The 25,186-nt window shown below is 71.9% G+C and carries 19 protein-coding genes; 7 read left to right on the top strand and 12 right to left on the bottom strand.

Annotated elements, in window-relative coordinates; translation table 11 throughout:
* The first annotated feature begins 562 nt into the window (after positions 1 to 562).
* Entirely contained in the window at positions 563 to 1,654 is a 1,092-nt protein-coding gene (locus tag LZ198_RS30045; protein ID WP_253975538.1) for an aromatic ring-hydroxylating oxygenase subunit alpha, read from the top strand.
* 169 nt (positions 1,655 to 1,823) lie between these two features.
* On the opposite strand, the gene LZ198_RS30040 is transcribed toward LZ198_RS30045, so the two are convergent.
* From LZ198_RS30040 to LZ198_RS30030, 3 genes are all read right to left on the bottom strand, one after another.
* Entirely contained in the window at positions 1,824 to 3,203 is a 1,380-nt protein-coding gene (locus tag LZ198_RS30040; protein ID WP_253975558.1) for a multicopper oxidase family protein, read from the bottom strand.
* 77 nt (positions 3,204 to 3,280) lie between these two features.
* Complete coding sequence (locus LZ198_RS30035) at positions 3,281 to 4,729, bottom strand: TolC family protein (protein ID WP_253975537.1); 1,449 nt, start codon at positions 4,727 to 4,729, stop codon at positions 3,281 to 3,283.
* The gene (locus tag LZ198_RS30030; protein ID WP_253975536.1) at positions 4,726 to 5,100 is read right to left on the bottom strand and encodes a heavy metal-binding domain-containing protein; all 375 of its coding nucleotides are present in this window, start codon (positions 5,098 to 5,100) and stop codon (positions 4,726 to 4,728) included. The genes LZ198_RS30035 and LZ198_RS30030 overlap by 4 nt, the downstream gene beginning before the upstream one ends.
* A gap of 403 nt (positions 5,101 to 5,503) precedes the next feature.
* Here LZ198_RS30030 and LZ198_RS30025 point away from each other — a divergent pair, with 403 nt between their 5' ends.
* Both LZ198_RS30025 and LZ198_RS30020 read left to right on the top strand, forming a co-directional pair.
* The gene (locus LZ198_RS30025; RefSeq protein WP_253975535.1) at positions 5,504 to 6,058 is read left to right on the top strand and encodes a DUF6310 domain-containing protein; all 555 of its coding nucleotides are present in this window, start codon (positions 5,504 to 5,506) and stop codon (positions 6,056 to 6,058) included.
* Position 6,059: 1 nt separating this feature from the next.
* Positions 6,060 to 6,815 carry a DUF5953 family protein gene (locus tag LZ198_RS30020; RefSeq protein WP_253975534.1) on the top strand — a complete coding sequence of 252 codons (756 nt, stop codon included), beginning with the start codon at positions 6,060 to 6,062 and terminating at the stop codon, positions 6,813 to 6,815.
* Between the two features lie 69 nt (positions 6,816 to 6,884).
* On the opposite strand, the gene LZ198_RS30015 is transcribed toward LZ198_RS30020, so the two are convergent.
* The 6 genes from LZ198_RS30015 to LZ198_RS29990 all read right to left on the bottom strand — a co-directional run bounded on the left by LZ198_RS30015 (position 6,885) and on the right by LZ198_RS29990 (position 14,859).
* A complete protein-coding gene (locus tag LZ198_RS30015; RefSeq protein ID WP_253975533.1) occupies positions 6,885 to 7,727 on the bottom strand; it encodes a peptidoglycan recognition protein family protein in 843 nt (280 codons plus the stop codon).
* A 98-nt stretch (positions 7,728 to 7,825) separates the two neighbouring features.
* Positions 7,826 to 10,960, bottom strand: coding sequence for an efflux RND transporter permease subunit (locus LZ198_RS30010; RefSeq protein WP_253975532.1), 3,135 nt, complete (start codon positions 10,958 to 10,960; stop codon positions 7,826 to 7,828).
* The gene (locus LZ198_RS30005) at positions 10,950 to 12,134 is read right to left on the bottom strand and encodes an efflux RND transporter periplasmic adaptor subunit (protein WP_253975531.1); all 1,185 of its coding nucleotides are present in this window, start codon (positions 12,132 to 12,134) and stop codon (positions 10,950 to 10,952) included. Before LZ198_RS30005 ends, LZ198_RS30010 begins: the two co-directional genes overlap by 11 nt.
* Positions 12,131 to 13,294: a TolC family protein gene (locus LZ198_RS30000; protein ID WP_253975530.1), complete on the bottom strand. Its 1,164-nt coding sequence runs from the start codon at positions 13,292 to 13,294 to the stop codon at positions 12,131 to 12,133. Before LZ198_RS30000 ends, LZ198_RS30005 begins: the two co-directional genes overlap by 4 nt.
* Positions 13,295 to 13,472: 178 nt before the next feature.
* On the bottom strand, positions 13,473 to 13,808 hold the full coding sequence (locus LZ198_RS29995) for a hypothetical protein (RefSeq protein ID WP_253975529.1): 336 nt from the start codon (positions 13,806 to 13,808) through the stop codon (positions 13,473 to 13,475).
* A gap of 85 nt (positions 13,809 to 13,893) precedes the next feature.
* The gene (locus LZ198_RS29990; protein ID WP_253975528.1) at positions 13,894 to 14,859 is read right to left on the bottom strand and encodes a PLP-dependent cysteine synthase family protein; all 966 of its coding nucleotides are present in this window, start codon (positions 14,857 to 14,859) and stop codon (positions 13,894 to 13,896) included.
* A 161-nt stretch (positions 14,860 to 15,020) separates the two neighbouring features.
* On the opposite strand from LZ198_RS29990, the gene LZ198_RS29985 reads away from it, so the two are divergent.
* Positions 15,021 to 16,484, top strand: a complete 1,464-nt coding sequence (locus LZ198_RS29985; RefSeq protein ID WP_253975527.1) for a sensor histidine kinase — start codon at positions 15,021 to 15,023, stop codon at positions 16,482 to 16,484.
* Between the two features lie 66 nt (positions 16,485 to 16,550).
* Entirely contained in the window at positions 16,551 to 17,147 is a 597-nt protein-coding gene (locus tag LZ198_RS29980; protein ID WP_253975526.1) for a DUF2378 family protein, read from the top strand.
* Between the two features lie 7 nt (positions 17,148 to 17,154).
* Here LZ198_RS29980 and LZ198_RS29975 read toward each other — a convergent pair whose 3' ends face one another.
* Positions 17,155 to 18,408 carry a hypothetical protein gene (locus tag LZ198_RS29975; protein ID WP_253975525.1) on the bottom strand — a complete coding sequence of 418 codons (1,254 nt, stop codon included), beginning with the start codon at positions 18,406 to 18,408 and terminating at the stop codon, positions 17,155 to 17,157.
* A 145-nt stretch (positions 18,409 to 18,553) separates the two neighbouring features.
* On the opposite strand from LZ198_RS29975, the gene LZ198_RS29970 reads away from it, so the two are divergent.
* On the top strand, positions 18,554 to 22,891 hold the full coding sequence (locus LZ198_RS29970) for a DEAD/DEAH box helicase (protein WP_253975524.1): 4,338 nt from the start codon (positions 18,554 to 18,556) through the stop codon (positions 22,889 to 22,891).
* Between the two features lie 28 nt (positions 22,892 to 22,919).
* Here the strand turns inward: LZ198_RS29970 and LZ198_RS29965 are convergent, their stop codons facing one another.
* Complete coding sequence (locus tag LZ198_RS29965; RefSeq protein WP_253975523.1) at positions 22,920 to 23,729, bottom strand: metallophosphoesterase family protein; 810 nt, start codon at positions 23,727 to 23,729, stop codon at positions 22,920 to 22,922.
* Positions 23,730 to 23,861: 132 nt separating this feature from the next.
* On the opposite strand from LZ198_RS29965, the gene LZ198_RS29960 reads away from it, so the two are divergent.
* Positions 23,862 to 24,455, top strand: a complete 594-nt coding sequence (locus tag LZ198_RS29960) for a biliverdin-producing heme oxygenase (protein WP_253975522.1) — start codon at positions 23,862 to 23,864, stop codon at positions 24,453 to 24,455.
* Between the two features lie 37 nt (positions 24,456 to 24,492).
* Here the strand turns inward: LZ198_RS29960 and LZ198_RS29955 are convergent, their stop codons facing one another.
* Entirely contained in the window at positions 24,493 to 25,059 is a 567-nt protein-coding gene (locus tag LZ198_RS29955; RefSeq protein WP_253975521.1) for a DUF420 domain-containing protein, read from the bottom strand.
* Positions 25,060 to 25,186: the final 127 nt, after the last annotated feature.

Raw genomic sequence — 25,186 nt, 5'->3', positions numbered from 1 at the left:
CTCCTCGGTGGGCGGGGAGTCCTCGCATCTCGGCGCGGGGGCGCCTCACTCCACGGTGCGCGGGGAGTCCTCGCATCTCGGCAGGGGGGCGCCTCACTCCACGGTGGGCGGGGAGTCCTCGCATCTCGGCAGGGGGGCGCCTCACTCCTCGGTGGGCGGGGAGTCCTCGCATCTCGGCGCGGGGGCGCCTCACTCCACGGTGCGCGGGGAGTCCTCGCATCTCGGTGGGGGCGCCCCGCTCCACGGTGGGCAGGGATGTCGTCCTCGCATCTCGGTGGGGGCGCCTCACTCCACGGTGGGCGGGGTGTCCTCGCATCTCGGTGGGGGGCGCCTCACGCCTCGGTGAGCGGGGCGTCCTCGCGGCTTCGGGGAGTCGGCCGCGGCATCGCGCGTGGTCGAGGGAGGCGACCCGCCACGTCCGCTCACGGAGGGACGGGGATGTTCGCCGGAGCGCAATCCTTGCGTCCCGGGGACGTCGGGCCGGTGGTGGCCACCTGCCCCGGAGGCGCCCGGGCATCGCGGAGTACGTGCACCGGGCAGTGGTGCCATTAGACTGTGTTCCATGAATTCCCGCGAGGAAGCGCGCACCCCCGGGGCGTCCTCTGGACATGTCTCCGTCGTCCACCTGCCGAACGCCTGGTTCATCCTCTGCGCGTCCAGCGAGTTGGGGAGCAAGCCGCTGGCGCGCACGCTCCAGGGCACGCCGCTCGTGCTCTTCCGGGGCGAGGGCGGCAAGCCCGGGGCGCTGGTGGACCGCTGTCCTCACCGCAACGTGCCGCTGTCGCTGGGGCGCGTGAAGGAGGGACAGTTGCAGTGCGGTTACCACGGCTGGCGCTTCGACACGGGGGGCCAGTGTCGGGCCATCCCAGGGTTCCTCGGCGAGCCTGGCGCCCGGTCCCGCTGCGCGACATCCCATGCGACGCGCGAGCAGGATGGCTTCATCTGGGTCTACTCGACGCCGGGTGTGGAGCCGACGACGGAGCCCTATCGCTTTCCGCTGCTCGAGGCGCGCGAGTACACCACGGTGCGTCGCGTCCTCCGCGCGCCCGGGACGCTGCACGCCACGCTGGAGAACACGCTGGACGTGCCGCACACGGCCTATCTGCATGGAGGCCTGTTCCGCACGGAGGAGAAGCGCAACGAGATCGAAGTCGTCGTGCGCCGCAGCGCGGACCGCGTGGAGGCCGAGTACATCGGTGAGCCGCGTCCCAGCGGCGTGGTGGGCCGGCTGCTGGCTCCGGGCGGCGGCGTGGTGCAGCACTTCGACCGCTTCCTGATGCCGTCCATCGCGCAGGTGGAGTATCGGATTGGCGAGGGGAGCCACATCCTGGTCACCTCGGTGATGACCCCCGTGTCCGACTTCGACACGATGGTCTACGCGGTGGTGACCTTCCGGCTGCCGCTGCCGCGCTGGCTCCTGCGGGCGGTGCTCCCGGTCGCGATGCCCGTGGCGCTCCACATCTTCAGCCAGGACGCGCGCATCCTCCGGACGCAGACGGAGACCATCCGTCGCTTCGGCACGGAGCAGTACGCGTCCACGGAGATCGACGTCCTCGGCCCCGGCATCCTGCGGCTGCTGCGCGCCGCCGAGAAGGAGAAGCCCGGCGCCGTCGGCGACGCCGTGCACGAGACGCGGTTGAAGATGCGCACCTGAGCCGGGCCTTCACGGTGATGTCCCCAGGCGCGACGCGCAGGGGTGCTCCGCGCCGCGTGTCCATCCGTGTCGTACGCCTTGCGGACGACTGAAGTGATGACGCGCGTGTGTTGACGCCGCCTCCTCGCGGCCGGCCCCCTGTCGAGAGGAGCCGGCGCGATGAGGGGCCTCAGCCTCGGCGGGTGCTCATCGGTGAGCCGGGCTCGCCTCGGGGCGGGGACTTCACGTCGATGCCGTCCTGGCGCAGCTCATCGGGACTGGCCTCCATCGCGAGCGTCCCCGGCGGCGGCTCGTACCAGCCCGGGTCGCCCTCGCCGTCGAGCCGGTCGCGCACCTTGAGGATGGTGAACATGCCGCCCATGGTGATGTAGCCGTACTTCCCGTTCGCCCCCGTCATGGGGATGGAGTTGTCGGGCATCGCCATGCCCATGTCCCCCATGTCGCCCATGCCCTCCTGGCCCATGGTCATGTAGCCGGGCAGGAGCGTGCGGACCTTCGCGTCCAGGTCGCCCGGCTTCACGCCGATGAGGTTGGGCAGCTCGTGGCCCATCTGGTTCATCACGTGGTGGGTCATGTGGCAGTGCATGGCCCAGTCGCCGGGGGCATCCGCGACGAACTCGAACGTGCGCGTGCTACCCACGGGCACGAGGACGGTGGTCTCCGGGAGCTGCGCGGACTCGGGGATGCGGCCCGCGTCCGTCTCGGTCACGCGGAAGTGGAAGCCGTGCAGGTGGATGGGGTGATGGTCCATCGCGCTCAGGTTGCCCAGGCGGATGCGCACCCGGTCCCCCTTGCGGACCACGAGCGGCTCGGTGCCCGGGAACGCCTTCGCGTTGAAGGTGAGGATGTTGAAGTCCGTCATCTCGTTCGGGTCCGGACGCTTCGCACCCGGGTCGATGCGCCACTCGTGCAGCATGAGCGCGAAGTCGCGGTCCACGCGCGGGCCCACCGGACGGCGCGGGTGCATGATGAACAGCCCCACCATGCCGAGCGCCATCTGCGTCATCTCGTCGTGGTGCGAGTGGTACATGCCGGTGCCGGTCTGCCGGATGGTGAACTCGTAGCGGTACGTCTCCCCCGGCGGAATCGACTTCTGGTTGAGCCCGCCCACGCCGTCCATGCCGCTGGGCAGGATGAGCCCGTGCCAGTGGACGGTGGTGGGCGCGGGCAGCCGGTTGGTGACGTAGAAGCGGACGCGGTCGCCCTCCACCACCTCGATGGCGGGGCCGTGCACGTGGCCGTTGTAGCCCCAGCAGGTGGCCTTCAGGCCCGGAGCGAACTCGTGCTCCACCTCCTCGGCGACCATGTGGAACACCTTCACGCCGTCGACCACCTTCCACGGCATCTTCGCGCCGTTGGGGACGATGACCGGCTGGTAGTCGCGACCCGGCATCCCGGGCGGGAGCCAGTCCTTGCGCGTGGTGCTCCTGGCGACCGGCCGAGGTGTCGTCGTCGGCTGGGGCTGTGCCTGGGCGGCCCCGCCGCGCAGCAGCAACGCACCGCCCGCGAGCGTGGCGCCCGCGGTGGCGAGCATGCTGCGACGGCTCATCGCGCCGGAGTGCTCCGCAGCGGTCGAGGGCTCCTGTGCTTCGGTCGTCCGGGTGTCGGGGTCATGGGTGGGGTGGCTCATGGGGAGACTCCTGGGCCGTGCCCGGGATGAGACGCGTGGTCGGTGGTGGGCGCGGGGGCCGCGGGGAGGGCGGGAGCCGTGTCGGTCTCGGCGGAGGTGGAGGGGAGCCGGCCGCCGACGAGCCGCTCCAGGTCGGCGCGCGCCATCCAGTAGTCGCGGACGGCTTCGATGTACGCGCGCCACGCCGTCACCTGCGAGCGCTTCGCCTCGAGCAGCACGTAGAGGCCCAACTGCATGGCGTTGTACTGGAGCTGCGTCTGCGAGAGGACCTTCTCGCGCAGGGGGAGGACGACGTGGCGGTAGCGCTCGGCGACGCCGCGGAGCGTGAGCAGGCGCGCGCGCGCGGCGCGTACCTCCGAGCGGGCATTGACGGACAGCTCGGTGAGGCGGCGCTCGCCCTGGCGATGCTGGGCCTCCAGCTTTGCGATGACGGCCTGCCGCTGGTCGAAGATGGGCAGGTCGAGCGACAGCGTGGGGCCGAACAGGCGGGGGCCGTTGGCGTCGCGGTGCGTGTGGACGCCCACCTCGACCCGGCCGAAGAAGCGCGTGCTGCGGCTCAGCTCGAGCGCGTTCCACAGCAGCTCCACCTGCTTGCGGGCCGCGTCGATGTCGAGCCGCTGGCGGATGGCGAGCGACTCCAGGTGCTCCAGCGGGACCTCCTCGTCGGGCGGCGCGGGGAGCTTCTGGGTGATGGACCACTGCGTGCGTGGTCCCCACAGTCCGAGCAGCCGGGTGAGGTGTTCGCGGTCCTCGACGAGCGCCAGCTCCTCCTGGGCCAGGTCGAGCCGGGCCTCCTCTGCGGCGGCGCGCTCGTTGGCGAGCTCCAGCTCGGTGATGTTGCCCGCGCCGAACTGGAGCGTGGCCAGCTCGGCGGCGGAGTCGGCGGCCACGAGGACCATGCGGCGCAGCTCGACGAGCTGCTGGCGGGCCTGGACCTGGCTGTACGTCTTGCGCACCTCGGCGGCGGTGGCGAGGGCCTCGTGCGCGACGCGCAGCGTGTCGGCGATGAACTGCTCCTTCGCCACGCGCTTGCGCAGGGGCAGGGTGAAGAGGTCCACGAACTCCTGCACCAGGGAGAACTCCGTCTCGCTGACGCCCTCGTTGGAGATGGGGAAGCCGATGCTGCCGCTGAGGGTGGGGTTGGTGAGCAGGCCGGCCTGGACCATGTCGGCCTGGGACACGCCCAGGTCCTCGTAGGTGGCCTGGAGCGCGGGGTTGTTGAGCAGGGCCACCTCCACCGCGTGGTCGGAGGAGAGGTCGTCCGCGAGCAGCGTGTCGAGGTGGCGGGAGACCTCCGCGTCCTCGGGCGTGCCCTGGTTCCAGCGCGTCTTGCGGCCGATGCGCTCCTCGACGAGCGCGGCGACCTCCGCGTGGCCGCGTTCCTTCTGGATGGTGGCGCAGCCGCTGGCGAGCAGGGCCATGCCGGCGAGGGCGAGTGGTCTCACGGGTGGGCTCCGTGTCCGCCGTGCTGCTCGTGGCCCGTGGGGGGCGTCTGGGGCTTCTTCTCGGGCACCAGCTTCATGCCGCACTTGGGGCAGCGGCCCTCGGTGCTCGAGCGGACCTCGGGGTCCATGGGGCAGGTGTAGACGGTCGTGCCCGCGTCGTCGCCCTTCTGGGTCGAGGGCTCGGAGGCGGCATCGTGATGCGCGTGCGAGTCCGCGGAGGCGAGGGTGCTCGGGAGGGCGGCGAGCGGGGCCTCGGGGGCCTCGGGGGCCTCGGGGCTCGACGGGTCCAGGGCGGGAGGGAGGCGCTTCGGCTCGGAGGCGCAGGCCGCGAGCGTGAAGAGGCTCGCGAGGACACAGGGGAGGGAACGCATGGTGGACCTCGAAAGGGGGGCCGTGAGGGTGGCCCTCGAGACGCGTGGCTGTTGAGCAAGCCCCGCGCCAGGGCGCAATGGCCTCCAACCCCGCGAACCCACGAGGGAACGGGCTTCACGTTCCCCCGGGAGTGGGCGCCCTGGGTGTAACCGAGGTCATCACACTGTGATGGGACGAGCGGCGCGGAGGTGTTCAGGGGCGCACGGGGGCCGGGGCCGAGCCGTGGCGACACCCCCCGCGTGAACGTGTGCGATGTTCCCGACGAGGCACCCAGGCGCTGGGGGACGAATGCGGTCGGGACAGGTCGTCGCATGGCTGTGGCTGCTCGGTGGGTGTTCATCCTCGGCGCCGCGAGATCAGATCGCGATTCCTTTGGGGCCACTCGTCGCGCCGAAGCCGATCGTGCTGCCAGCACCCATTGGACTGGCGCCTCCCGTCCCGCTGGTGATCCATCCGGAGTCCGCGACGAAGCAGCCCTCGGTGGTACGAGAGGGTGATGGGATGGCGGCCTCCTCGGAGGAGCCCGAGCCCCGGCCCGCGAGAGATGGACAGGGCGCGCGCACGAACCCGCCGCCGCCGGTGGAGGCGTCGCGCCGTCCTGAATGCGCGCTCCAATGGGTGCCGCACAGTGGGGGTGATGCCGTGCATGACCGGTGCGCGGATGCGTTCCCTCCGAACCGGTTCCCCGGGAAGGATGTGCTCGTCCACGGCAAGCGCTTCGATGCCCTCCAGGTCGGCGCGAACGTGCTGTGGGAGATCAAGACCGACCGGTTCGATGGGTACTCCCGATTCCTTCGCGCCAAGGTGGTGGACACCCAGGTCCCGGAGCTGCAGCGGGAGCGCGCGATCGCGCTGGGGTGTGGCTATGGCTTCCGGGTAGGCGTCAGCAGCGAAGCCCACCGTGCCGCGCTCCTCGTCCTGGACGCCGACCTCGATATCGTGGTCACTGGGTGCTGAGATGGATTCCAGTCGGACAACACTCGTCTTCGTCGGCTTCGCTCCCACGCTCGTTCGTGGGGATGGGCGGGTCCTGAAGCTCGTCCATGCGGTGGAGGCTTCGATTCCCGGAGTGCGGCTGGATTGGGAGGTCTCCGATGAGGGTGCTCTTCGACCTCTATCAGGGCGTGATGCCTGGCTGATGGAGCGGTTGGTGGACGGGGCATTCCCGCTCCTCTGCAATGGAGATGAAGACCGCCCTGTGACGCTCTCGGGCTGGGAGAAGCCTGCGGCGGCGTCCCTCGGTGGACAACCTCAACTCCAGCTCCATGCGGAGCTCTCATTGCCGCCCGCGAACATCCATCGGGTGATGGATGTGGTCGAGGGCCTCTCCGAGGCAGCCCGTGCGTTCTGGGCGCATGCGACTCCATCGCGTGCGGCCGAGGTGATTGCCTCGCAGCGCGGTCGCTCCAGTCCAGTTCCCTTGGGGCTGCCAAGGCTCCTTCGCGCCGACGACCTCACCTCGCCGGTGATTCCCCACCACCTCGGGTGGATCAACTTCTGGTCCGCGGCCACGGCGAGGGCGCTCGGGTTCCCGGACGCGACGCGGGACGCGGAGTGGCTTTCGCGGTCCAGGCGCACGGCGACGGATGGGTGGGTGGTCCAGCTCACGCAGGCGCCGCTGGACCTGGATGTCCCCGAGCACCTGGAGACGCTGCTGCGTGCCTACGAGCGCTTCCAGGTGATTGGCGGGCGCGCTCCGCCTCGAAACACGTAGCGCGGGGAGCGCCGGGTCCAGGCACTCGACCCGCGCCACGCCTTCGTCGCGTGACGGCTCGGCTCAGGCTCAGGAGATGCCGATGCCCTTGCGCAGCCGGTTCCAGTCGAAGTTCGGCGCGGGGTCGTTCTTGCGGCCCTTGGGCACCGCGACGTCCGCGTGGCCCACCAGGTTCTTCGCCGGCACGTCGTACTTCTGCATCAGGTAGCCGGTGAGCTGCGTCAGCGCCTTGTACTGCGCCTCCGTGAAGGCCGTCTTGCCGCTGCCGTCGTTGACGATCTCGATGCCGATGGAGCGCGCGTTCACGTCCGTCGGAACGCCGTGCAGCTCGCTCTTGCCCGCGTGCCACGCGCGCTTGTCGTCACCCACGAGCTGGTAGATCTTCCCGTCGCGGTCCACCATGTAGTGCGCGGAGACCTCGCTCTTCGGGTTGCGCATCCACGACAGGTCGGCCTTGCCGTCGTTGGACGCCGTGTGGTGCAGGACGATGGTGTCGATGTCCGTGCCCTCGCGCTCGTCGTAGTTCGGCGAGGGCGCGCTGACGACGGCCGGCTTGTCGAACTTGCCCGGCGGCTGCGTGGGAGGCGTCGTCGTGCCGGACAGCGCCTTCTTCAGCGCCGCGTACGTCTGGTCCCCGTAGTAGCCCGTCGTCGGCAGCTTCTTGTCCGCCTGGAACTTCTTCACCGCCGCTTCGGTCTGCGCGCCGAACGTCCCCGGGCCCGTCGCGGCCTGCGCCTTCGTCAGGTAGCCCAGCTTCACCAGCGCGTCCTGGAGCTGCTTCACCTTGGGGCCGGTGTCGCCCTTGCTGAGCCCCGCGGGAGGCGCGGTGACGGTCGTGGCCGCCGCGGCCTTCGTCGTCTTGGTCGCGGTCAGGCGGGGAGTGGTCGTGGAAGAGGGAAGTCGAACGCTCATGGCCATCCCTTGGGATAGGTAAGTACGAAATACCCGGGATTATCGGTGCTCCAGGTCGGAAGTTGCCGACCCAAGCCCTGGAGCACCTTTCTCACTTTTCAGGGTGTTGGAGCACCCCGGGTGGCCCACTTCTGCCTGATCCGCGCTCTGACGCCATGAACGAATGCGTAAAAGGTCGGCAACACAAGCAGGGTGAAAAGTGTCGATGTCACGAGACCGCCGACCATGACGACGGCGAGCGGACGCTCGATTTCGGTGCCGTGCAGCGGCAGCACGAGCAGGGGCAACAGGCCGAGGATGGCGGTGCCCGCGGTCATCAGCTTGGGACGTACGCGACCCAGGCTCGCCTCACGCACTGCGTCGTCGAACGAATGGCCCCGCGCGAGCAGGTCCTTGGTCTGTGACACGAGCACCAGGCCGTTCTGCACCGCGATGCCGAACAGGCCGATGAGGCCGACGAGGCTGGAGACATTCCACGTCTCCCCGGCGATGAGCAGCGCGAGGATGCCGCCCACGAAGGCGTCGGGGAGGGTGGCGAGGATGACGAGCGCCTCGGCCACGGAGTCGAGCGCGAGGTACAGCAGGATGAACACCGCGAGGATGGCGACGGCGATGGCCATCGTCAGCGACTGCGCGGCGCGCTGCTGGCTCTCCACGCGTCCGCCCACGTCGACGAAGTAGCCGGTGGGCAGCTTCAGGTCCGTCGCCAGGCGCTTGCGGATCTCCTCGGCGGTGCTGCCCAGGTCCCTGCCGGAGACGCTCGCCTCCACCGCGAGCCTCCGGCTGCCGGCCTCGCGCCGCACGCTGCCCGCGCCGAAGGTCTCCTCGATGTCCGCCAACTGGCTCAGGGGGATGCGCGAGCCGTCGTGTCCGTCCACCAGCAGGTTGCGCAGCGCCTGGAGGTCGCCGCGCTTGTGGTCCGCCAGCCGCAACACCAGGTCGTGCCGCCGCTGGCCCTTCCACACCTGCGAGGACTCCTCGCCCACCAGGCCCACGCGCACCGCGCGGATGACGTCGCCGGGCGTCAGCCCCACGCGCGCCACCGCGGCGCGGTTCACGGTGATGCGCAACTGGGGCAGGCCGCTGAGCTTCTCCACGCGCAGGTCCTCCACGCCGTCCACCTGGGAGATGAGGTCGCGCGCCTTCTCGCCCAGCCCCGCGAGCGTCTCCAGCTCTGGGCCGAAGATGCGCACGGAGATGTCCGCAGGGCTGCCGCCCAGGCCCTCGTCGATGCGCATGCCCAGCGGCGTGGTGAACAGCGCGGTGACGCCCGGCACCTTCGCCACCGCCGCGCGCATGTCCGACTCGAGCTTCTCCAGGCTCCGTCCCCGGTCCTTCTCGAGGACCACGAGCACGTCGGAGATGGTGTGCGGCATCGGGTCCTCGGTGCGCTCGGCGCGGCCGGTGCGGCGCACGACGTCGTCCACCTCCGGGAAGCCCAGCAGCACGTCCTCCACCAGGTGGTTGAGGCGGTCCACCTCCTCCAGCGACGCCTCGGGGGGGAGCACCGTCTGGAGGAGGAAGGCGCCCTCGTCCAGGCGGGGCATGAAGTCGCTGCCCACCGCGAAGGCCAGCCCCAGCGCGGGCACGGTGATGGCGAGCGCCACCAGCCGCACCAGCCCCGCCCTGCGCATGCACGCGTCGAGCAGCGGCGCGTAGGCGCCCTTCACCTTGCGGATGAGCCACACGTCCTCCGGTTGGTCCGGACGCGGGGCGCGCAGCAGCAGGGCGGACGCCACGGGCACGAGCGTGAGCGCCAGCGCCAGTGACGCCGCCAGGCACGCCACCACGGCGGCGGCGAGCGGCTGGTACATGCGGCCCTCGATGCCCGTCATCGCGAACAGCGGGATGAAGACGGCCACGACGATGAGGGTGGCGAAGGCGATGGGGCGCCCCACCTCCAGCGACGCGGCGAGCGCCTCCTCCCGCACGGACCTGCGGCCCTTCCCCTCGCGCAGGTCGTGGATGATGTTCTCGGTGACGATGATGGCCGCGTCCACCAGGAGGCCCACGGCGATGGCCAATCCTCCCAGCGTCATCGTGTTGATGCCGATGCCCGCGACCTTCAGGAGGATGCCCGCCAGCGCCAGCGACAGGGGCAGGGTGAGCGTGACGATGAGCGCGGCGCGCCAGTCGCCCAGGAGGACGAAGAGCACCAGCACCACGAGCAGCGCGCCCAGGAGGATGGCGCGGCTGACGCCGCCCAGCGCCGCGTCCACCAGCTCCGACTGGTCGTAGACGACGCGGAGCTGGACGCCCTTGGGCATGGACTGGTCCAGCTCCGTGAGCGCCTCGCGCACGCCCTGGGCCACCTTCTGTGTGTCCGCGCCGAACTGCTTGATGACGCGGCAGCTCACCACCTCGCCCTTGAGGCGGTGGGCGATGCCCCGGCGCAGGGCGGGGGCTTCGCGCACGTCGGCCACGTCGCCCAGCAGCACGGGCGTGTCGTCGCGCAGGGCGACCACCGTGCTGCTCAGGTCCTCCACCGTCTGCGCGCGGCCCACGGCGCGCACCGACCACTCCATGGGCCCCTGCACCACGAAGCCGCCGGAGGTGTTGAGGTTGGCGCCGTCCAGCGCGTGCTCCACCTCGTCCAGGGTGATGCCGCGCGCCACCATCTGGTCCGGGTCCAGCAGCACCTGGAACTGGCGCAGGTATCCACCGAGCCGCTCGACGCCGGCCACGCCGGGCACGGCGAGCAGCCGGTTCTTCACCTCGAACTCGGCCAGGTCGCGCAAGGTCATCAGGTCCGCCGAGCCGGGCTCCGCCTCCAGCGTGAACTCGAAGACCTCGTTGAGGCGGCCGGTGAGGCTGGAGACGAGCGGCGCGTCCGTGCCCGGGGGCAGCTCGCCCTGGGCCTGGGACACGCGCTCGGCGACGTACTGACGGCTGCGGAAGTAGTCCGCGTCCGGCTCGAACTCCACCGTCACCTGGGTGACGCCCAGCTGCGACGTCGAGCGGATGCGGCGCACGTCCGGCAGGCCCGCGAGCGCCACCTCCATGGGCATGGCCACCGCCGTCTCCAGCTCCTCGGCGCCCATGGCCGGGTTCTGGACGATGACGTTGAAGATGGGCGCGGACAGGTCCGGGAAGACGTCGCGGCGCAGGCCGTGGAGCGCCACCGCGCCGAAGGCGGAGAGCGCCAGGGCGAGTACGACGGTGAGGCCCGGCCGGGAGAAGGACGTGCGCAGGATGCGACCGACGAGCGACGACGAGGTCGTGTCAGTGGCCATGGTCGTCCCCTCCGCCCGCGGACTTCTCGACTTCGGCCTTGAGGAGGAAGGCGCCGTCGACCACCACCTGCTCGCCGACCTTCAAGCCGGAGAGCACCTCCACGTGGTCGCCGAGCGTGCGGCCCCGGCCCACCTCGCGCCGCTCGAACGAGCCGCGCTCGCCCGTGGGCAGGAAGGCCACCCAGCCGTTCTCCAGGCGCTGGAGCGCCGCGGCGGGGACGGTGGTGATGGTGCCGTCCGTCCCGCCCAGCGGGATGGAGGCGGTGGCGGACATGCCCGGCTTGAGCAGGCCGTCGCGGTTCTCGAGCACCAGGCGCACGGAGATGGTGCGCGAGGCCGCGTCCACGCGCTGGCCCACGTGGCCCACGCGCGCGGAGAACTCGCGGCCGGGGAACGCGGCGAAGGTGACGCGCGCCTCGGCCTGGGGCTGGATGCGCACGGCGTCGCGCTCGAAGGCGTGGACGATGAGCCACAGCGAGCCCAGGTCGCCCACGCGGAACAGGGGCTTGCTCGGGTCGGCCATCTGCCCCATGCGCGCGTCGCGCTCGATGATGGTGCCGTGGAGGGGGGCGCGCAGGACGAAGCCCGCGCCTGCTCGGGACGTGTCCTCGCCGCCGCCCAGCGCGGCCAGCTCCGCGCGGGCGCCCGCCAGCTCCGCCTCCGCGGCGGCGGCCTCCACCTCCGCGGCCTGAACGTCCTTCTGGGCGACGATGCGCTCGGCGGCGAGGGCGCGCTTGCGCTCGACCCCCTGGCGCGCGACGCCGGCGCGGGCGGACGCGGCCTGGAGCGCCGCGCGCGCCTTGCCCAGCTCGGGGCTGTGCAGCTCGGCCAGCTTCTCGCCTTCCTTCACCTGCTGGCCGGTGGTGACGTAGACGGCGCCCACCCGCGCGGGGATGGGCGCGGCGACCTCCGCGTAGGCGTCCTCGCTGAAGGTCAGCTCGCCCAGCGCGGTGACGCTGTCGCCGCCCGGCCGCGCGGACGCGGGGGTGGTGGTGACGCGCAGGTCGCGCAGCATCTCCGGGGCGATGTGGACATGGGAGGCGTCGTGGCCCTCGTCGTGCCCCTTCTGCTCGGAGGCCTCGTCGTGCCCGTGCTCGTCGGCGTGTTCGGCCTTCTCCTTCCGACACGCGGACAGGAGGAGGAGGGTGGCGAGGACGGTGGTGGCGGTTCTCATGGAAGGACTCCCAGCTCGACGGCGAGCCGCACGCGGGCGAGCGCGGCGTCGAGGTGGCTGTCGAGCAGCGCCACGCGCGTCTCGAGGGTTTCACGGCGGACGAGGAGGAGCCCCGCGAGGTCCATCTCCCCGGCTTCATAGGATTTGCGCGCGAGCGTCTCGTTCTCGTCGAGCAGCGGCCCGGCGTCGCGCTCCAGCAGCTCCATCGCCTCGTGGCGCTGGCGGTCCCGCGTCGTCGCCGCCTGGACCTGGAGGTCGCGCGTGCGGCGCGCGGCCTCCAGCGCGGTGCGCAGTCGGTTCACGCGCGCCGTGCCCGCCACGCGGGCTTCCTGTCCCCGGGAGAAGAGGGGCAGGGGAAGGCTGAGCGTGCCCAGCAGCGCGGACTCGTCCACCTCCTGCTCGTAGCGGACGCCCACGCTCAGGTCGGGCAGCCGCTCGCTCCGGCCCAGGCGCAGCTCGGCCTCGGCCTGCGCCAGCTCCGCCTCCAGGGCGACGAGGTCCGCGCGCTCCGCGACGTCGGTGGCGGCGGGCACCGGCAGCGCCGCGAGCTCCGTCATGACGCCACGCACCGCGAGCGGCTCCCCGGCGGGGATGCCGAGTCGCGCGCGCAGCTCGTCCAGCAGCGCGGCCTCCTCGCCCCGGGCCGCGACGACGGCCGCCTGGGCGCGCGCCAGCGCCACCCGCGCGACGTTGGCGTCCACCACGGGCACGTCACCGGCATCGAAGCGCTGCCGCGTGGACCGGGACAGCTCGCGCGCGGTCTCCTCGGTCCGTTGCATCAGCCGGGTGAACTCCCGGGCATACACGGCCCGCAGGAAGGCCTCGCCCACGTCGCCCAGCACCTGGCGCTCCGTGTCGAGCCGGTCCGCGCCCTGCTTCGCCAGACCCGCGCGCGCCGCCTCCCTCCGGGCGCCCTGCTTGCCGCCCAGCTCGAAGGGTTGGACGAGCCCGAAGGCGTACTGCACGCCCCGCCGCGCCCCGTTCTCGACGGAGCGGGGGCCCACCTCGGCGCTGAGGGTCGGGTTCTCGCGCAGGAGGGGCGCGGCGCCCGCGACGGCGCCCTCCGCCTCCGCGACGCGGCCCGCGGCATCCAGCAGCGCGGGGGCGCGCTGGCGGGCCAGGGCCAGGGCTTCCTGGAAGGACAACTCGGATGCGGCCATGCCCGCACATGGCCAGAGGAGGACGGCGGCGAGCCCGAGGGCCGCCGTCGCGGAAGGATGGAACACGGAAGATGACCTCGCGAAAGGGATGCGAGCGTCGCGCCGGGGCGTGTTCGCGCGCGCTGTGCGCGAACCACGTCTCGCCTGGAGTCACTCGCGAAGAAGAGGGAGCTGGGGCCTACGCGAGGAGCGCTATGGGGACGTGGAGGATGTCGTCCGTGTCGACCGAAGGCGGGGTGTCCTCGTCGTACGCGACGGGCGCGCGTCGAGCATCGTCCGTCAGCATCAGGGGCGGGGTCGTGGGCGCGGCGACGGAGCGCACGTGACCGCAGCAGGTGCAGTCCGCGCAGTCCGGGGCGCACTTCCCCTGCTCGTCATCGTCCTGGCATTGCTGCGTGCACACGGTGTCCGTCGCGCCGGCGATGACCGTGAGCAGGCCACCTCCCGTCGGAGCGAACAGCAGCAGGCTGAGGCACAGCCAGATGCGCAGCAGCACGGGAGGGGCTTCTAGCATGCCTCCGGACACCGTGCACCCGGAGGCCCGTCATCCGTGAAGTACCGGTGCCCGGCTTGCCCGGAAGGTCGACGCGTGAGGGGCCCTACGCCGCGCCGCGAGCGGGCACGGGGCGGGGCTGGATGAGCTCGGTGGAGAAGTAGCGCTCCATGCGGTCGGGGAACACCGTCACCACCTGGGCGCCGGGGCCCAGCCGCTTCGCCGCCTCCACGGCGGCCACGTAGTTGAGCCCCGAGGACGGGCCCACCGGGAAGCCCCGGCGGATGAGCGCGCGCGCGGTGTTCATCGCGGCGTCGTCCGACACGTCCAGCTCCACGCGGCCCGGCATGTCCGCCTCGCGGTACAGCTTCGACATGCCGTCCACCACGCCCGGCACGCGGGGGCTGAAGCTGCAGCATTCGATGTCGCAGCCCAGGCCCGCGATGGGGCGCGCGATGAACGCCGTCACCGGACAGCCGGCCTCCGCGAACGCCTGGTACAGGCCCACCACGGTGCCGCCGGTGCCCACGCCGCTGACGACGCCGTGCACGAGGCCGCCCGGAATCTGGGAGAGGATCTCCTGTCCCGTCCACACCCGGTGCGCCTCGGCGTTGTCCGGGTTCTCGAACTGGCGGGGGGCGAACGCCTTGCGCTCGCGCGTCAGCTCCTCCGCCTTCTGGATGGTGCCGCGCATGCCCTCGGAGCGGGGCACGAGCACGACGTCGCCCCCGTAGGCGCGGATGGTGAGCACGCGCTCGTCGGTGACACCCTCCGGCATCACCGCGGTGAAGCGCACCCCCATCTGCGCGCTGGCCAGCGCCAGGGCGATGCTGGTGGACCCGCTCGAGGCCTCCACCACCTCACCGCCCGGGCACAGCTCTCCCAGCCGCCAGGCCTTCTCCAGCATGTACCGCGCGATGCGGTCCTTGGTGGAGCCGCTGGGGTTGAGGAACTCCAGCTTGCACCAGATGGTGGGCCCCTCCGGGTCCAGTCGGACGGGCACGAGAGGCGTAGGGGCGATGGCCTGCAGGAAGCGGCCATCCGCGGGCAGCGGACGACAGGGAGGACGCATGGGCCCTCCCTATCGCGAATCGTCCGGTTCCGGGAGCGTCCTGAAGCCCCATCCCGGCGCCGGTTCCACTGGCTGTCTGTCTGCCCCCTGAGGGGGCGCGTGTCAGTGGATGAAGGTGGCGCAACGCGTGAGTCACGGGTACGAAGAGGGTCCGGCCCGTCATGAGTTCTCCGCCCCCGCGAATCCTCAACGTCAACGATGACGTCGCCAGTCGCTATCTGACGTCTCGCGTGCTGCGGCTCGCGGGCTTCGACGTGGTGGAGGCGGGCTCCGGCCGGGAGACGCTGGCGCTGGCGGACGAGCAGACGGACCTGGTCATCCTCGACGTGCGGTTGCCGGACGTCAGCGGGCTGGAGGTCTGTCGGCTGCTGAAGACGTCGCCGCGCACGCGAGGTGTCCTCGTGCTGCACCTGTCCGCACAGGCCGTGGGGCCGGGCGACCGGGCGGAGGGCCTGGCGCATGGCGCGGATGGCTACCTGGTGGCGCCGGCGGACCCGGAGGAGCTGGTGGCCCAGGTGCACGCGCTCCTGCGGCTGCGGCGGGCCGAGCACGAGGTCCTCACGCTGTCGCGCGAGGTGGAGCGCCAGCGCCGGCTCCTGGAGCTGGCGATGTCGTCCGCCGCGGACCCCATCGCGCTCTACGACGCGACGGGGCGGTTGCTGTTCGCCAACCACGCGGCCCACGAGGCGCGGGGAGACCAGGGCCTGCACCAGCCGGGCGCGACGTTGGCGGAGCGCGAGGCGATGGACCCCGCGCTGGCGCCCTATGCGCGCGCGGTGGAGCAGGCGCTGAGCACCGGCCAGGTGCAGCGCGGCACCATCTCCCTGCCCGGCGAGAAGGGGCTCCGGCACTTCGACTACACGCTGTCCCCGGCGCTGGAGCCGGACGGGCGCGTGGCGGCGTTGATGGCCTGGTCCCGCGACATCTCCGAGGAGCGCAGCGCGGAGGAGTTCCGCGAGCAGTTCATCGGCATGCTCGGGCACGACCTGCGCAATCCGCTCAACGCGCTGTCCATGTCCGCGCAGCAGCTCAAGCGCAAGGGAGGCCTGGACGAGCGGCAGGCGGCGCTCACCACGCGCATCCTCACCAGCGCCGAGCGCATGGACCGGATGATCCGCCAGCTCCTGGACTTCGCCCGCTCGCGTCTGGGCGGCGGCGTGCCGGTGGTGCGGGACGCGTGCGACGTGTTCGACGTGGCGCGGCGGGCCGTGGAGGAGATGCGCGCGAGCCACCCCGGGCGCGTGCTGACGCTGGAGGTGGTGGGTGACGGGCGCGGGGCGTGGGACATGGATCGGCTGGAGCAGGCGTTCAGCAACCTGCTGGTGAACGCGCTGAAGTACAGCCCGGCGGACTCGGCGGTGCGGCTGTGGGGGGAGGGGACGGCGCGGGAGGTGGTGTTGAACATCCACAACGTGGGTCCGCCGATTCCGGCCGACGAGCTGCGGCACGTGTTCTCCGCGTGGCGTCGGGGCTCGCGCGCCGTGCAGACCGAGGTGGGACCCCCCTCCGGACTGGGGCTGGGGCTCTACATCACCCGACAAATCCTCCTCGCCCACGGCGGCGAGGTGACAGCGGACTCCTCGGCGCACCAGGGGACGACCTTCACCCTGCGCCTGCCGAGATGATGACTGGTTGACGTTCGCACCGTTCTCCGGGTCGCCATTCCGGGGGGGCGTTGCCACCTACTGGTCATGTCCCCCGAGAAGCTCATCTTCGCGCAGTCCGTGGAAGCGCTCTTCGTGCGCGCCCTGGGCCCGTATCTCACCCGCGAGGGGCGCCAGCGCCTCAAGGCGGTGGGGCTGGACCTGTCGGAGCCGCTGCGACCGGCGTATTCGCTGGAGCAGTGGCGCGCGTTCCTCCGGGTGGCGGTGCGGGACGTGTTCCCGGCGCTGCCGCCGAAGGAGGCGTGGCTGGCGCTGGGCGCGCGCTACCTCCAGGGCTTCCGACAGACGGCGGTGGGGCGCGCCAGCCTGGCGCTCGTCACGCGCCTGGGGCCGCGCCGCACGCTGGAGCGGGTGCCCTACAACGTGAGGGCGGGGAACAACTTCAACGAGGTGCGCATGGAAGAGTCCACGGAAGGCGCCGCCACGCTGTGGATGAAGGACGTGCTGGCGGACGACCCGTACTTCGCCGCGGGCTTCCTCGCGGAGACGATGCGCTCGGCCGGCGCGGGGACGGTGGACATCCAGCCCGTGGCCTTCGACGGCACGGCGGCCACGTTCCGCCTCACCTGGCAGCGCACGGTGACGGCGCCGGTGGGGGACGCGACGCCCGTGCACGGCGGCTGAGCGGGCGTCACGGGGTGACGAGCCTGGAAAGGTGGGTCCACTCGTCGGCCACGGTCGCGTCCAGCCACTCCCGCTGGAGCGCGACGAGAGGCCAGTCGTCGACGCGCAGCGATTGGGAGGCGCGCAGGACCCGGAGGCCCTGCTGTCGCGCGCCATCCGCTCGAGCCATCCGCTCGGCGTCATCGAGCAGTCCGGCGCCCTCCTTCATCTTGCCCCAGCCGACCATCCGCTCCACGAGCGTGGGTTCGGCGGCCATGCGCTCGCCGAGGTTCCACAAGACGTGCCCCAGCCTGGCCCGGTCCGAGGGCGTGAGCGTGGCCTCCGAGGCGCGGACCCGCTGACTCAATCGCGAGGGCGCTTCCAGCAACAGCTCGCCGATGACCACCATGAACGCGGCGTGGGCGGGGTGCTCGAGGCCGGCGCGGGTCAGGAGCCGCGTTGCCGCGGCATGGGCTCGTGCCAGTGAGAGGGTCCGGTAGTCCGGCAGCCGGGTGATGCGCTCCAGCTCGGACAGCTCGGCGGGGGAGATGGGCGCGTCCGGCTTCGTTGGGTCCAGCAGGAGCAGCAGGGAGACCTGCATCTCCTCCCGAGGCGGGGCGTTGTGCTTCTGGAGGAGGGGGTGCAGCACTCGCTTCTCTTCTGGGCGCTGGAAGCGCTCGGCGGCCGCGCGCAGGAAGTACGGGCCCGGCAGGTCCACGAAGCGCGAGACGAGCCACTGTCGAGACGTGTCGTCCGGAAGCTCCCGAGGGGCGTTCAGCGCGAGGACGAGGCGGGCCTCCACATCGGGGGCTCGCTCCCAGGCCGCCGTCCATCGAGCCGGGGCGAGGCTTTCGGCGGGGGCTTTCGTGAGGAGGGTGCCTTCGCGGAGGTCGGGGGCGCCTGCCTGCTTCCAGGCGCGAACGAAGGCGTCGGGCCACGACTGGCCGGGCGCGTGGCGTCGCTGCTCCAGGAGGCTCGCGAGGACACGGACTTCGGGGGCGTGGGGAGCGAGTTCCCGAAGCTGGTCGAGGCTCCGCGCGGCGTCCTCCCAGGCGTCGCCTTCCAGGAGGTGGCAGGTCTGGATGAAGAGCACCGTGGCGTCCACGCACGACGCGCGAGGGGACTGGGGCGCGGTGGCCTGTGCGCGCTCGTCGCGCGCCGTGGACTCGGTGAGCGAGGGTGCGCACCCACTGATGCCCAGGCCCATCAGGGCGAGCCATCCGGCGTGAAGGGCGCTCCGGACGAAGGGGTGGTGTCTTCCAGGCGGGGCGGGGGAGTCCATGGGCTCCATCCTAGTGGAGGGATTGGCCAGGCCGTCCGGAGAGGCGCCAGGCGAGCCCCACCAGGCGCCACTGTTTGGGGTCGCCCGAGCGTGCGTTGACGTTCGCCTGTACCTGTGTTCAGGCTCGACGTCCGTAGAGGTGCGCATGGCTCCGCAGATCAGCCTCGACTTCGCCACCGAACAGGCGGCCCACCCGGCACTGGCGACCTTCCATCCCGTGGTCCGCCGCTGGTTCGCGGAGCGTCTGGGCGAGCCGACACGTCCGCAGATCGAAGGCTGGCCCCTCATCCAGGCCGGGCATGACGTGCTCATCGCCGCGCCCACGGGCAGCGGCAAGACGCTCACCGCGTTCCTGGCGGCGCTCGACGCGCTGTTCCGGCTCGCGCTGGAGGGCACGCTGGAGGACCGCACCCAGGTGCTCTACGTGTCGCCGCTCAAGGCGCTGGGCAACGACGTGCAGAAGAACCTGCTCCAGCCGTTGGAGGAGCTGCTCACCCGCGCCCGCGCGGAGGGCTACACCCCGGGAGAGCTGCGCGTGCAGGTGCGCAGCGGCGACACCCCCGCGTCGGAGCGCGCGCAGATGGTGCGCCGCCCGCCGCACATCCTCATCACCACGCCGGAGTCCTTCTACCTCTACCTCACCGCCGAGCGCGCCCGCGCCACGCTGAAGGGCGTGCGCACCGTCATCGTCGACGAAATCCACGCGCTGGCCCGCGACAAGCGCGGCAGCCACTTCACGCTGTCCATGGAGCGCCTCAAGGCGCTCACCGAGGTGCGGCCCCAGCTCATCGGCCTGTCCGCGACGCAGAAGCCGCTGGACGCCATCGCGGGCTTCCTCACGGGCGCCTCGCATCGGGAGTGCCGCCGCGTGGAGGTGGGCCACCTGCGCCCGTGGGATTTGACGCTGGAGATTCCGGACGCGGAGCTGTCCTCGGTGGCCAGCCACGAGATGTGGGGCCAGGTCTATGACCGGCTGGTGGCGCTGACCGGCCAGCACCGCACCACGCTCATCTTCGTCAACACGCGGAAGATGGCCGAGCGCGTGGCGCACGACCTGGGCGAGCGATTGGGCGAGGGGCTCGTCGCCGCGCACCACGGGAGCATGTCGCGGGAGATCCGCCTCGCCGCGGAGGAGAAGCTCAAGGCGGGACAGTTGCGGGCCATGGTGGCCACCGCGTCGCTGGAGCTGGGTATCGACGTGGGCAACGTGGACCTCGTCGTGCAGTTGGGGACGACGAAGGCCATCTCCGTGCTGCTCCAGCGCGTGGGCCGCGCGGGCCACCACAAGTCGGCCATCTCCAAGGGCATCCTCTTCGCGATGACGCGCGACGAGCTGGTGGAGTGCGCCGCGCTCCTCAACGCCGTGCGCGAGGGCGACCTGGACGCGGTGCGCATCCCGCAGAAGCCGCTCGACGTGCTGGCGCAGCAGGTTGTCGCCGCGTGCGCATGCGAGGAGTGGGACGAGCGGGCCCTGTTCAGCCTCTTCCAGCGGGCGTGGCCGTACCGCGACCTCACCTGGGAGGAGTACCAGGGCGTGCTGGAGGTCCTCTCCGAGGGCATCGCCGACCGGCGCGGTCGCGCGGGCATCCACCTGCACCGGGACCGGGTGAACCAGCGCCTCAAGGGGCGACGGGGCGTCCGCATCACCGCTCTCACCAACGGCGGCGCCATCCCCGACACGTTCACCTTCAGCGTGATGGCGGAGCCGGAGGGGAAGGTGGTCGGCTCGCTCGACGAGGACTTCGCGGTGGAGTCCTCGCCGGGAGACGTCTTCCTCCTGGGCAGCACCGCGTGGCGCATCCAGCGGGTGATGGGCAGCACGGTGATGGTGGAGGACGCACGGGGCGCCGCGCCCAACGTGCCCTTCTGGCGCGGCGAGGCCCCGGGCCGCACCGACGAGCTGTCCGTCCAGGTGAGCCGGCTGCGCGAGGAGCTGCTCGCGCGGGACGACGCGCAGGCCTTCTTGGAGAAGGCGCTGCGCATGCCTCCGCCCGCGGTGGACGCGCTGCTCGGCTACCTGCGGCTGGGCCGGAAGATGCTGGACGCGGTGCCCAGCCAGACGATGGTGGTGGCCGAGCGCTTCTTCGACGAGTCCGGCGGCATGCAGCTCATCATCCACGCGCCCTTCGGCAGCCGCATCAACCGGGCGTGGGGCATGGCGCTGCGCAAGCGCTTCTGCCGCTCGTTCGATTTCGAGCTCCAGGCGGCGGCGACGGAGGACGGCATCCTCCTGTCGCTGGGCGAGCAGCACTCGTTCCCGCTGGCGGACATCTTCGACTTCCTGCACTCCGAGCACGTGGAGGAGGTGCTGGTGCAGGCGGTGCTCCAGTCGCCGCTGTTCGGCACGCGCTTCCGGTGGGTGGCCACGCGCTCCCTCGCGCTCAACCGGATGATGGGCGGCAAGCGCGTGGCGCCCAACCTCCAGCGCGCGCGCAGCGAGGACCTGCTGGCCGCCGTCTTCCCCGCGCAGGTGGGCTGCCAGGACAACCACGGCGGGGGGGACATCGAGCTGCCGGACCACCCGCTCGTGAAGCAGACGATGGACGACTGTCTGCACGAGGCGATGGACATCGAGGGCCTGCGCGAGGTGCTGCGCCGCATGCGGGACGGGCGCATCCGCCTGGAGGCCCGCGACGTGCCGGAGCCGAGCGTCTTCGCCCACGCGATGATCCACAGTCAGCCGTACACCTTCCTCGACGACGCGCCCGCCGAGGAGCGCCGCGTGCGCAACGTGGCCTTGCGCCGGGCCATGCCCGCCGAGGACGTGGCGGCCTTCGGCGCGCTGGATGCCTCCGCCATCGCCACGGTGGTGGAGGACGCCGCGCCGCCGCTGCGCGACGCGGACGAGCTGCATGACCTGTTGTTGCAGTGGGTGCTGGTGCGCGACTCGGAGTTCGCCCGCGGCCTGGAGACGCCGCTGTTCGCGCAGGGCCGGGTGGCCTGGCTGACGTTGCCCACGGGGCGCTTCCTCGTGGCGGCGGAGCGGGGCAGCGCGCTGCGCGTGTTGTTCCCCAGCGTGGAGACGCAGCCTCCGCTGCCGGTGCTGGCGCACGACCGGCCGGTGGAGCGCGAGGCGGCGGTGCTCCAGGTGGTGCGCGGGCGCATGGAGATGCTGGGCCCCACCACCATCGCGGAGCTGGCCCGGCTGACGGTGCTGCCCGAGGACGAGGTCGACGCGGCCATGCACCAGCTCGAGCTGCAGGGCACGGTGCTGCGGGGCCACTTCCGGCCGTTGGAGGTGCCGCTGGCGGAGGGCGAGAAGCCGCCCCTGGAGTGGTGCGACCGGCGGCTGCTCCAGCGCATCCACCGCATGACGGTGGGGCGGCTGCGGCGCGAAATCGAGCCGCTGAGCGCGCAGGACTTCATGCGCTTCCTCTTCCGGTGGCACCACATGGAGGACCTGGACGCGCTGCGAGGCTCCACGGGGCTGGTGAAGGCGGTGCGGCTGCTCCAGGGCTACGAGGCGCCGGCCTCCGCGTGGGAGCGCTTCCTGCTCCCCGCGCGCATGCGCGGCTACACGCCGGACATGCTGGAGCGCGCCTGCTACGCGGGCGAGGTGGCCTGGGGCCGGTTGACGATGAAGGACGCGAAGCCGGTGCCCGGTCCGCGTCGCGGCGCGCCCGTGACGCCGCCGGAGCCGCAGCCCGCGCCCACCCGCTCGCGCGCGTCGCCCACCCGCAACGCGCCGCTGACCTTCGCGCTGCGAGAGGACCTGGAGTGGATGCTCGCGGCGGCGCGTCCCCACGCGGTGCTGGCGGACGGCGACGTCTGGACGCCCGCGGACCTGAGCGTGCCCGCCAAGGACGTGGTGGCCGTGCTGGAGCGCCGCGGCGCGTGCTTCTTCCAGGACCTGGTGTCCCGGGCGCGGCGGCTCCCGGCCGAAATCGAGGACGCGCTGTGGGAGCTGGTCGCGCGCGGGCTCGTCACCGCGGACGCGGTGCAGAACCTGCGGGTGTTGCAGAGCCCCGCGCATCGCAAGCGTCAGAAGCTGTTGCAGCGCGGAGGCCCCGGTCGCTGGAGCCTCCTGGCGCCCGCCGAGCCGAAGTCGCAGGACGAGGTGCTGGACTCGCTGGCGCGGCTGTTCCTCCAGCGCTACGGCATCGTCTGGCGCGATTTGGTGATGCGCGAGGCGCTGGCGCCCACGTGGCGGGAGCTGCTCTTCGTGTATCGGCGCATGGAGGCTCGCGGAGAGGTGCGCGGCGGACGTTTCGTCGCGGGCTTCGTCGGCGAGCAGTTCGCGCTGCCGGAGGCGGTGGACATGGCGCGCGCGGTGCGGCGCCAGCCGCCCTCGGGCGTGAAGGTCCAGCTCTCCGGCGTGGACCCGCTCAACCTCACGGGCGTGGTGACGCCAGGCCCGCGCGTGCCGGCGATGCCGGGCAACGTCGTCACCTACGTGGATGGCATCCCGCGTGGCGTGGACGCGTTGGAGGACGACGCCGAGACTGGCGAGGACCCGGAGGGAGGCACGGCGCAGGCGAGCTGAGCGCCATGCTGGGGGTGGAGCCCTCCGGTCAGCGCGCGCGCTCGAGCAGGACCGCGCGGCTGTCCACGTTCAGCACCTGCACGCCGCCGGGCAGCGTCGCGAGCGGCACCTCCCAGTGGGCATGGCCGCACACCACCAGCGCGCCTCGGGCCTGCACCTGCTCGCGGATGACGGGGCTGCCGCGCGCGCCCGTGTCCGGTGCGTCCGGTCCCATGTGCAGCACCAGCAGCTCGGGGTCCTCGCGCAGCACGCCTCCGAGGACTTGAAGGAACGCCTCCTCCTCCCTGCGGCCCGGCTTGCCCGGGTGGCCGATGATGCCGCCCACGCCGCCGACGCGCAGCCCCTCCAGGTCCACGACCTCGCCGTCGAGCAGGTGGATGCCGGGCCGCTGACGGAAGCGCTCCTGCTCCCGTGCGCCACCGAACGTGTCGTGGTTGCCCGCGACGCCCACCACCCAGCGGAAGTGCTCCGCGAAGGCGCGCCACACGGACCGGACATCCCCTGACGCGCCCCGGACGTTCGCCAGCGGCGACGAGTACAAATCCCCAGCGAGCACCACGCCGACGTTGCTCGGAGGTGGCAGCTCACCCAGCTCCGCCATGAGGGCCAGCTCGTCCGCGAGCACCTCGCCGAGCAGCGCCACGGCGCCTTCGTGGAGCGCATGGGGCGCCACGCCTTGCAGGTCGGAGAGCACCAGGAGCGCCGCGACCTCGTCCGGCAACACGTCCACCGTGCCTCGCAGCAGCGGGAACCACACCGTCTCCGCCTGACCCCGGGGCGAGGCGGATTGATAGGGCCACGTCCGAAGCGGGCCCTCGTCGAGTGACAGGATTTTCATGGCGGCCCGGTCGGACGCCTTCCGTGCTTCCTGACAAGCCGCCGCCGCGGCATCCCGAGGGTCGACCCGGCGAGCATGAGGGGCGCTTTTGACGTTTCCTCCCCGCACGGACGGAGCCATCTTCGCCGCACCGTGTCCCTCCTGCTGCGCCTCAAGACGGAGACCCGCTCGCATCACGAATGCACCGAGGCCTCCGTGCGCCTGCTGGAGCCGGGCCTCACGGCGGACGACTACCGGCGTCACCTGGAGGCCGTGCTCGGGTTCCAGGCGCCCGTGGAGGCGCCGCTGACGGAGGTGCTCGACGCTGCGCTGCCCGCGCTGCGCATGCGCGAGCGGCGCAAGGTGCCGCTGCTGGAGCAGGACCTGCGCGCGCTGGGACACGACGCGGCCTCGCTCTCGCGGCTCCCGCGCTGCGCCCGGCGGCCCTCCGTGTCCGAGCTCCCGGAGGCGCTCGGCTGCGCGTACGTGCTGGAGGGCTCCACGCTGGGCGGACAGCTCATCCTCCGGCACCTGCGCCGCCACTTCGGGGAGCGCGCGCCAGGAGGCTTCGCCTACTTCCAGGCTCATGGAGAAGAGGTCGGGGCCAGGTGGCGGGCCTTCGGAGAGGCCCTGCTCCAGGCCTCGGCGGACGCCGCCTCCACCGACTTCGATGCCCGCGTGGTCCTCGCCGCGCAGGACACCTTCGACTGCTTCGGGGCCTGGCTGCGCGAGTCGCGCGGCACCTGACCCGGGCGCGCGTGCCGCCACGCGCCGACGCCGTGCGCTACGGCACCGCCGGCATGCTGCCGCGCAGCATGAAGTACACGACCACGCCCGTCACCGACACGTAGACCCAGATGGGCGCCAGCCACCGCGTCACCTTGCGGTGCCGGTCGAACTGCTTGCGCCACGTGAAGTAGAAGGCCACCAGCGCCATGGGCACCACCAGCATGGACAGCAGCACGTGGCTGGCCAGGATGCTCAGGTACAGCCCGCGCCAGTCCCCCACGTACTTCGTGTCGCCATGCACGAAGTGGTAGGCGAGGTAGCTGACGAGGAACAGCCCGGACACCGCGAACGCCGACACCATCAGGTACTGGTGGACGCGCCGCGCGCCCTTCTTGATGGCCACCCAGCCCGCCAGGAGCAGCACCGCCGCCGTCGCGTTGAGGCTCGCGTTGACCGCGGGCAGGAAGCGCAGGTCCACGCCCTCCGTCGCGCCGCCCCGCCGCACCATCAGGATCCATCCGATGACCGCCAGCGCGACGGCGGACACGACACCCGTGAAGACGTAGAAGGCCCGGTCGCTCACCCGGGACTGCATCGGAGCGGAGGTGGTGGCGTTCGACATGGGCCCTATCTCCCCCGAGGTGTCGTCGGTTGCAACTTGTGAACACTTGGAATCACTGGGTTCCCTACATGTCGGATGATCGATCCATGAAGGTGGACTGGATCTTCTCCCTGTAATTCTTGCATAC

Source organism: Myxococcus dinghuensis (genome assembly GCF_024198235.1).
GTDB classification, from domain to species: Bacteria; Myxococcota; Myxococcia; order Myxococcales; family Myxococcaceae; genus Myxococcus; species Myxococcus dinghuensis.
Note: the sequence above shows the minus strand (reverse complement) of the source record. Positions and strands in the feature narration are given on the sequence as shown.

Bases quoted from the DNA above. Each gene is read 5' to 3' on its own strand.
- LZ198_RS30045 (WP_253975538.1), top strand. From the start codon at position 563: ATGAATTCCCGCGAGGAAGCGCGCACCCCCGGGGCGTCCTCTGGACAT.
- LZ198_RS30040 (WP_253975558.1), bottom strand. From the start codon at position 3,203: ATGAGCCGTCGCAGCATGCTCGCCACCGCGGGCGCCACGCTCGCGGGC.
- LZ198_RS30030 (WP_253975536.1), bottom strand. From the start codon at position 5,100: ATGCGTTCCCTCCCCTGTGTCCTCGCGAGCCTCTTCACGCTCGCGGCC.
- LZ198_RS30020 (WP_253975534.1), top strand. From the start codon at position 6,060: ATGGATTCCAGTCGGACAACACTCGTCTTCGTCGGCTTCGCTCCCACG.
- LZ198_RS30015 (WP_253975533.1), bottom strand. From the start codon at position 7,727: ATGAGCGTTCGACTTCCCTCTTCCACGACCACTCCCCGCCTGACCGCG.
- LZ198_RS30010 (WP_253975532.1), bottom strand. From the start codon at position 10,960: ATGGCCACTGACACGACCTCGTCGTCGCTCGTCGGTCGCATCCTGCGC.
- LZ198_RS30005 (WP_253975531.1), bottom strand. From the start codon at position 12,134: ATGAGAACCGCCACCACCGTCCTCGCCACCCTCCTCCTCCTGTCCGCG.
- LZ198_RS30000 (WP_253975530.1), bottom strand. From the start codon at position 13,294: ATGGCCGCATCCGAGTTGTCCTTCCAGGAAGCCCTGGCCCTGGCCCGC.
- LZ198_RS29995 (WP_253975529.1), bottom strand. From the start codon at position 13,808: ATGCTAGAAGCCCCTCCCGTGCTGCTGCGCATCTGGCTGTGCCTCAGC.
- LZ198_RS29990 (WP_253975528.1), bottom strand. From the start codon at position 14,859: ATGCGTCCTCCCTGTCGTCCGCTGCCCGCGGATGGCCGCTTCCTGCAG.
- LZ198_RS29985 (WP_253975527.1), top strand. From the start codon at position 15,021: ATGAGTTCTCCGCCCCCGCGAATCCTCAACGTCAACGATGACGTCGCC.
- LZ198_RS29980 (WP_253975526.1), top strand. From the start codon at position 16,551: ATGTCCCCCGAGAAGCTCATCTTCGCGCAGTCCGTGGAAGCGCTCTTC.
- LZ198_RS29975 (WP_253975525.1), bottom strand. From the start codon at position 18,408: ATGGACTCCCCCGCCCCGCCTGGAAGACACCACCCCTTCGTCCGGAGC.
- LZ198_RS29970 (WP_253975524.1), top strand. From the start codon at position 18,554: ATGGCTCCGCAGATCAGCCTCGACTTCGCCACCGAACAGGCGGCCCAC.
- LZ198_RS29965 (WP_253975523.1), bottom strand. From the start codon at position 23,729: ATGAAAATCCTGTCACTCGACGAGGGCCCGCTTCGGACGTGGCCCTAT.
- LZ198_RS29955 (WP_253975521.1), bottom strand. From the start codon at position 25,059: ATGTCGAACGCCACCACCTCCGCTCCGATGCAGTCCCGGGTGAGCGAC.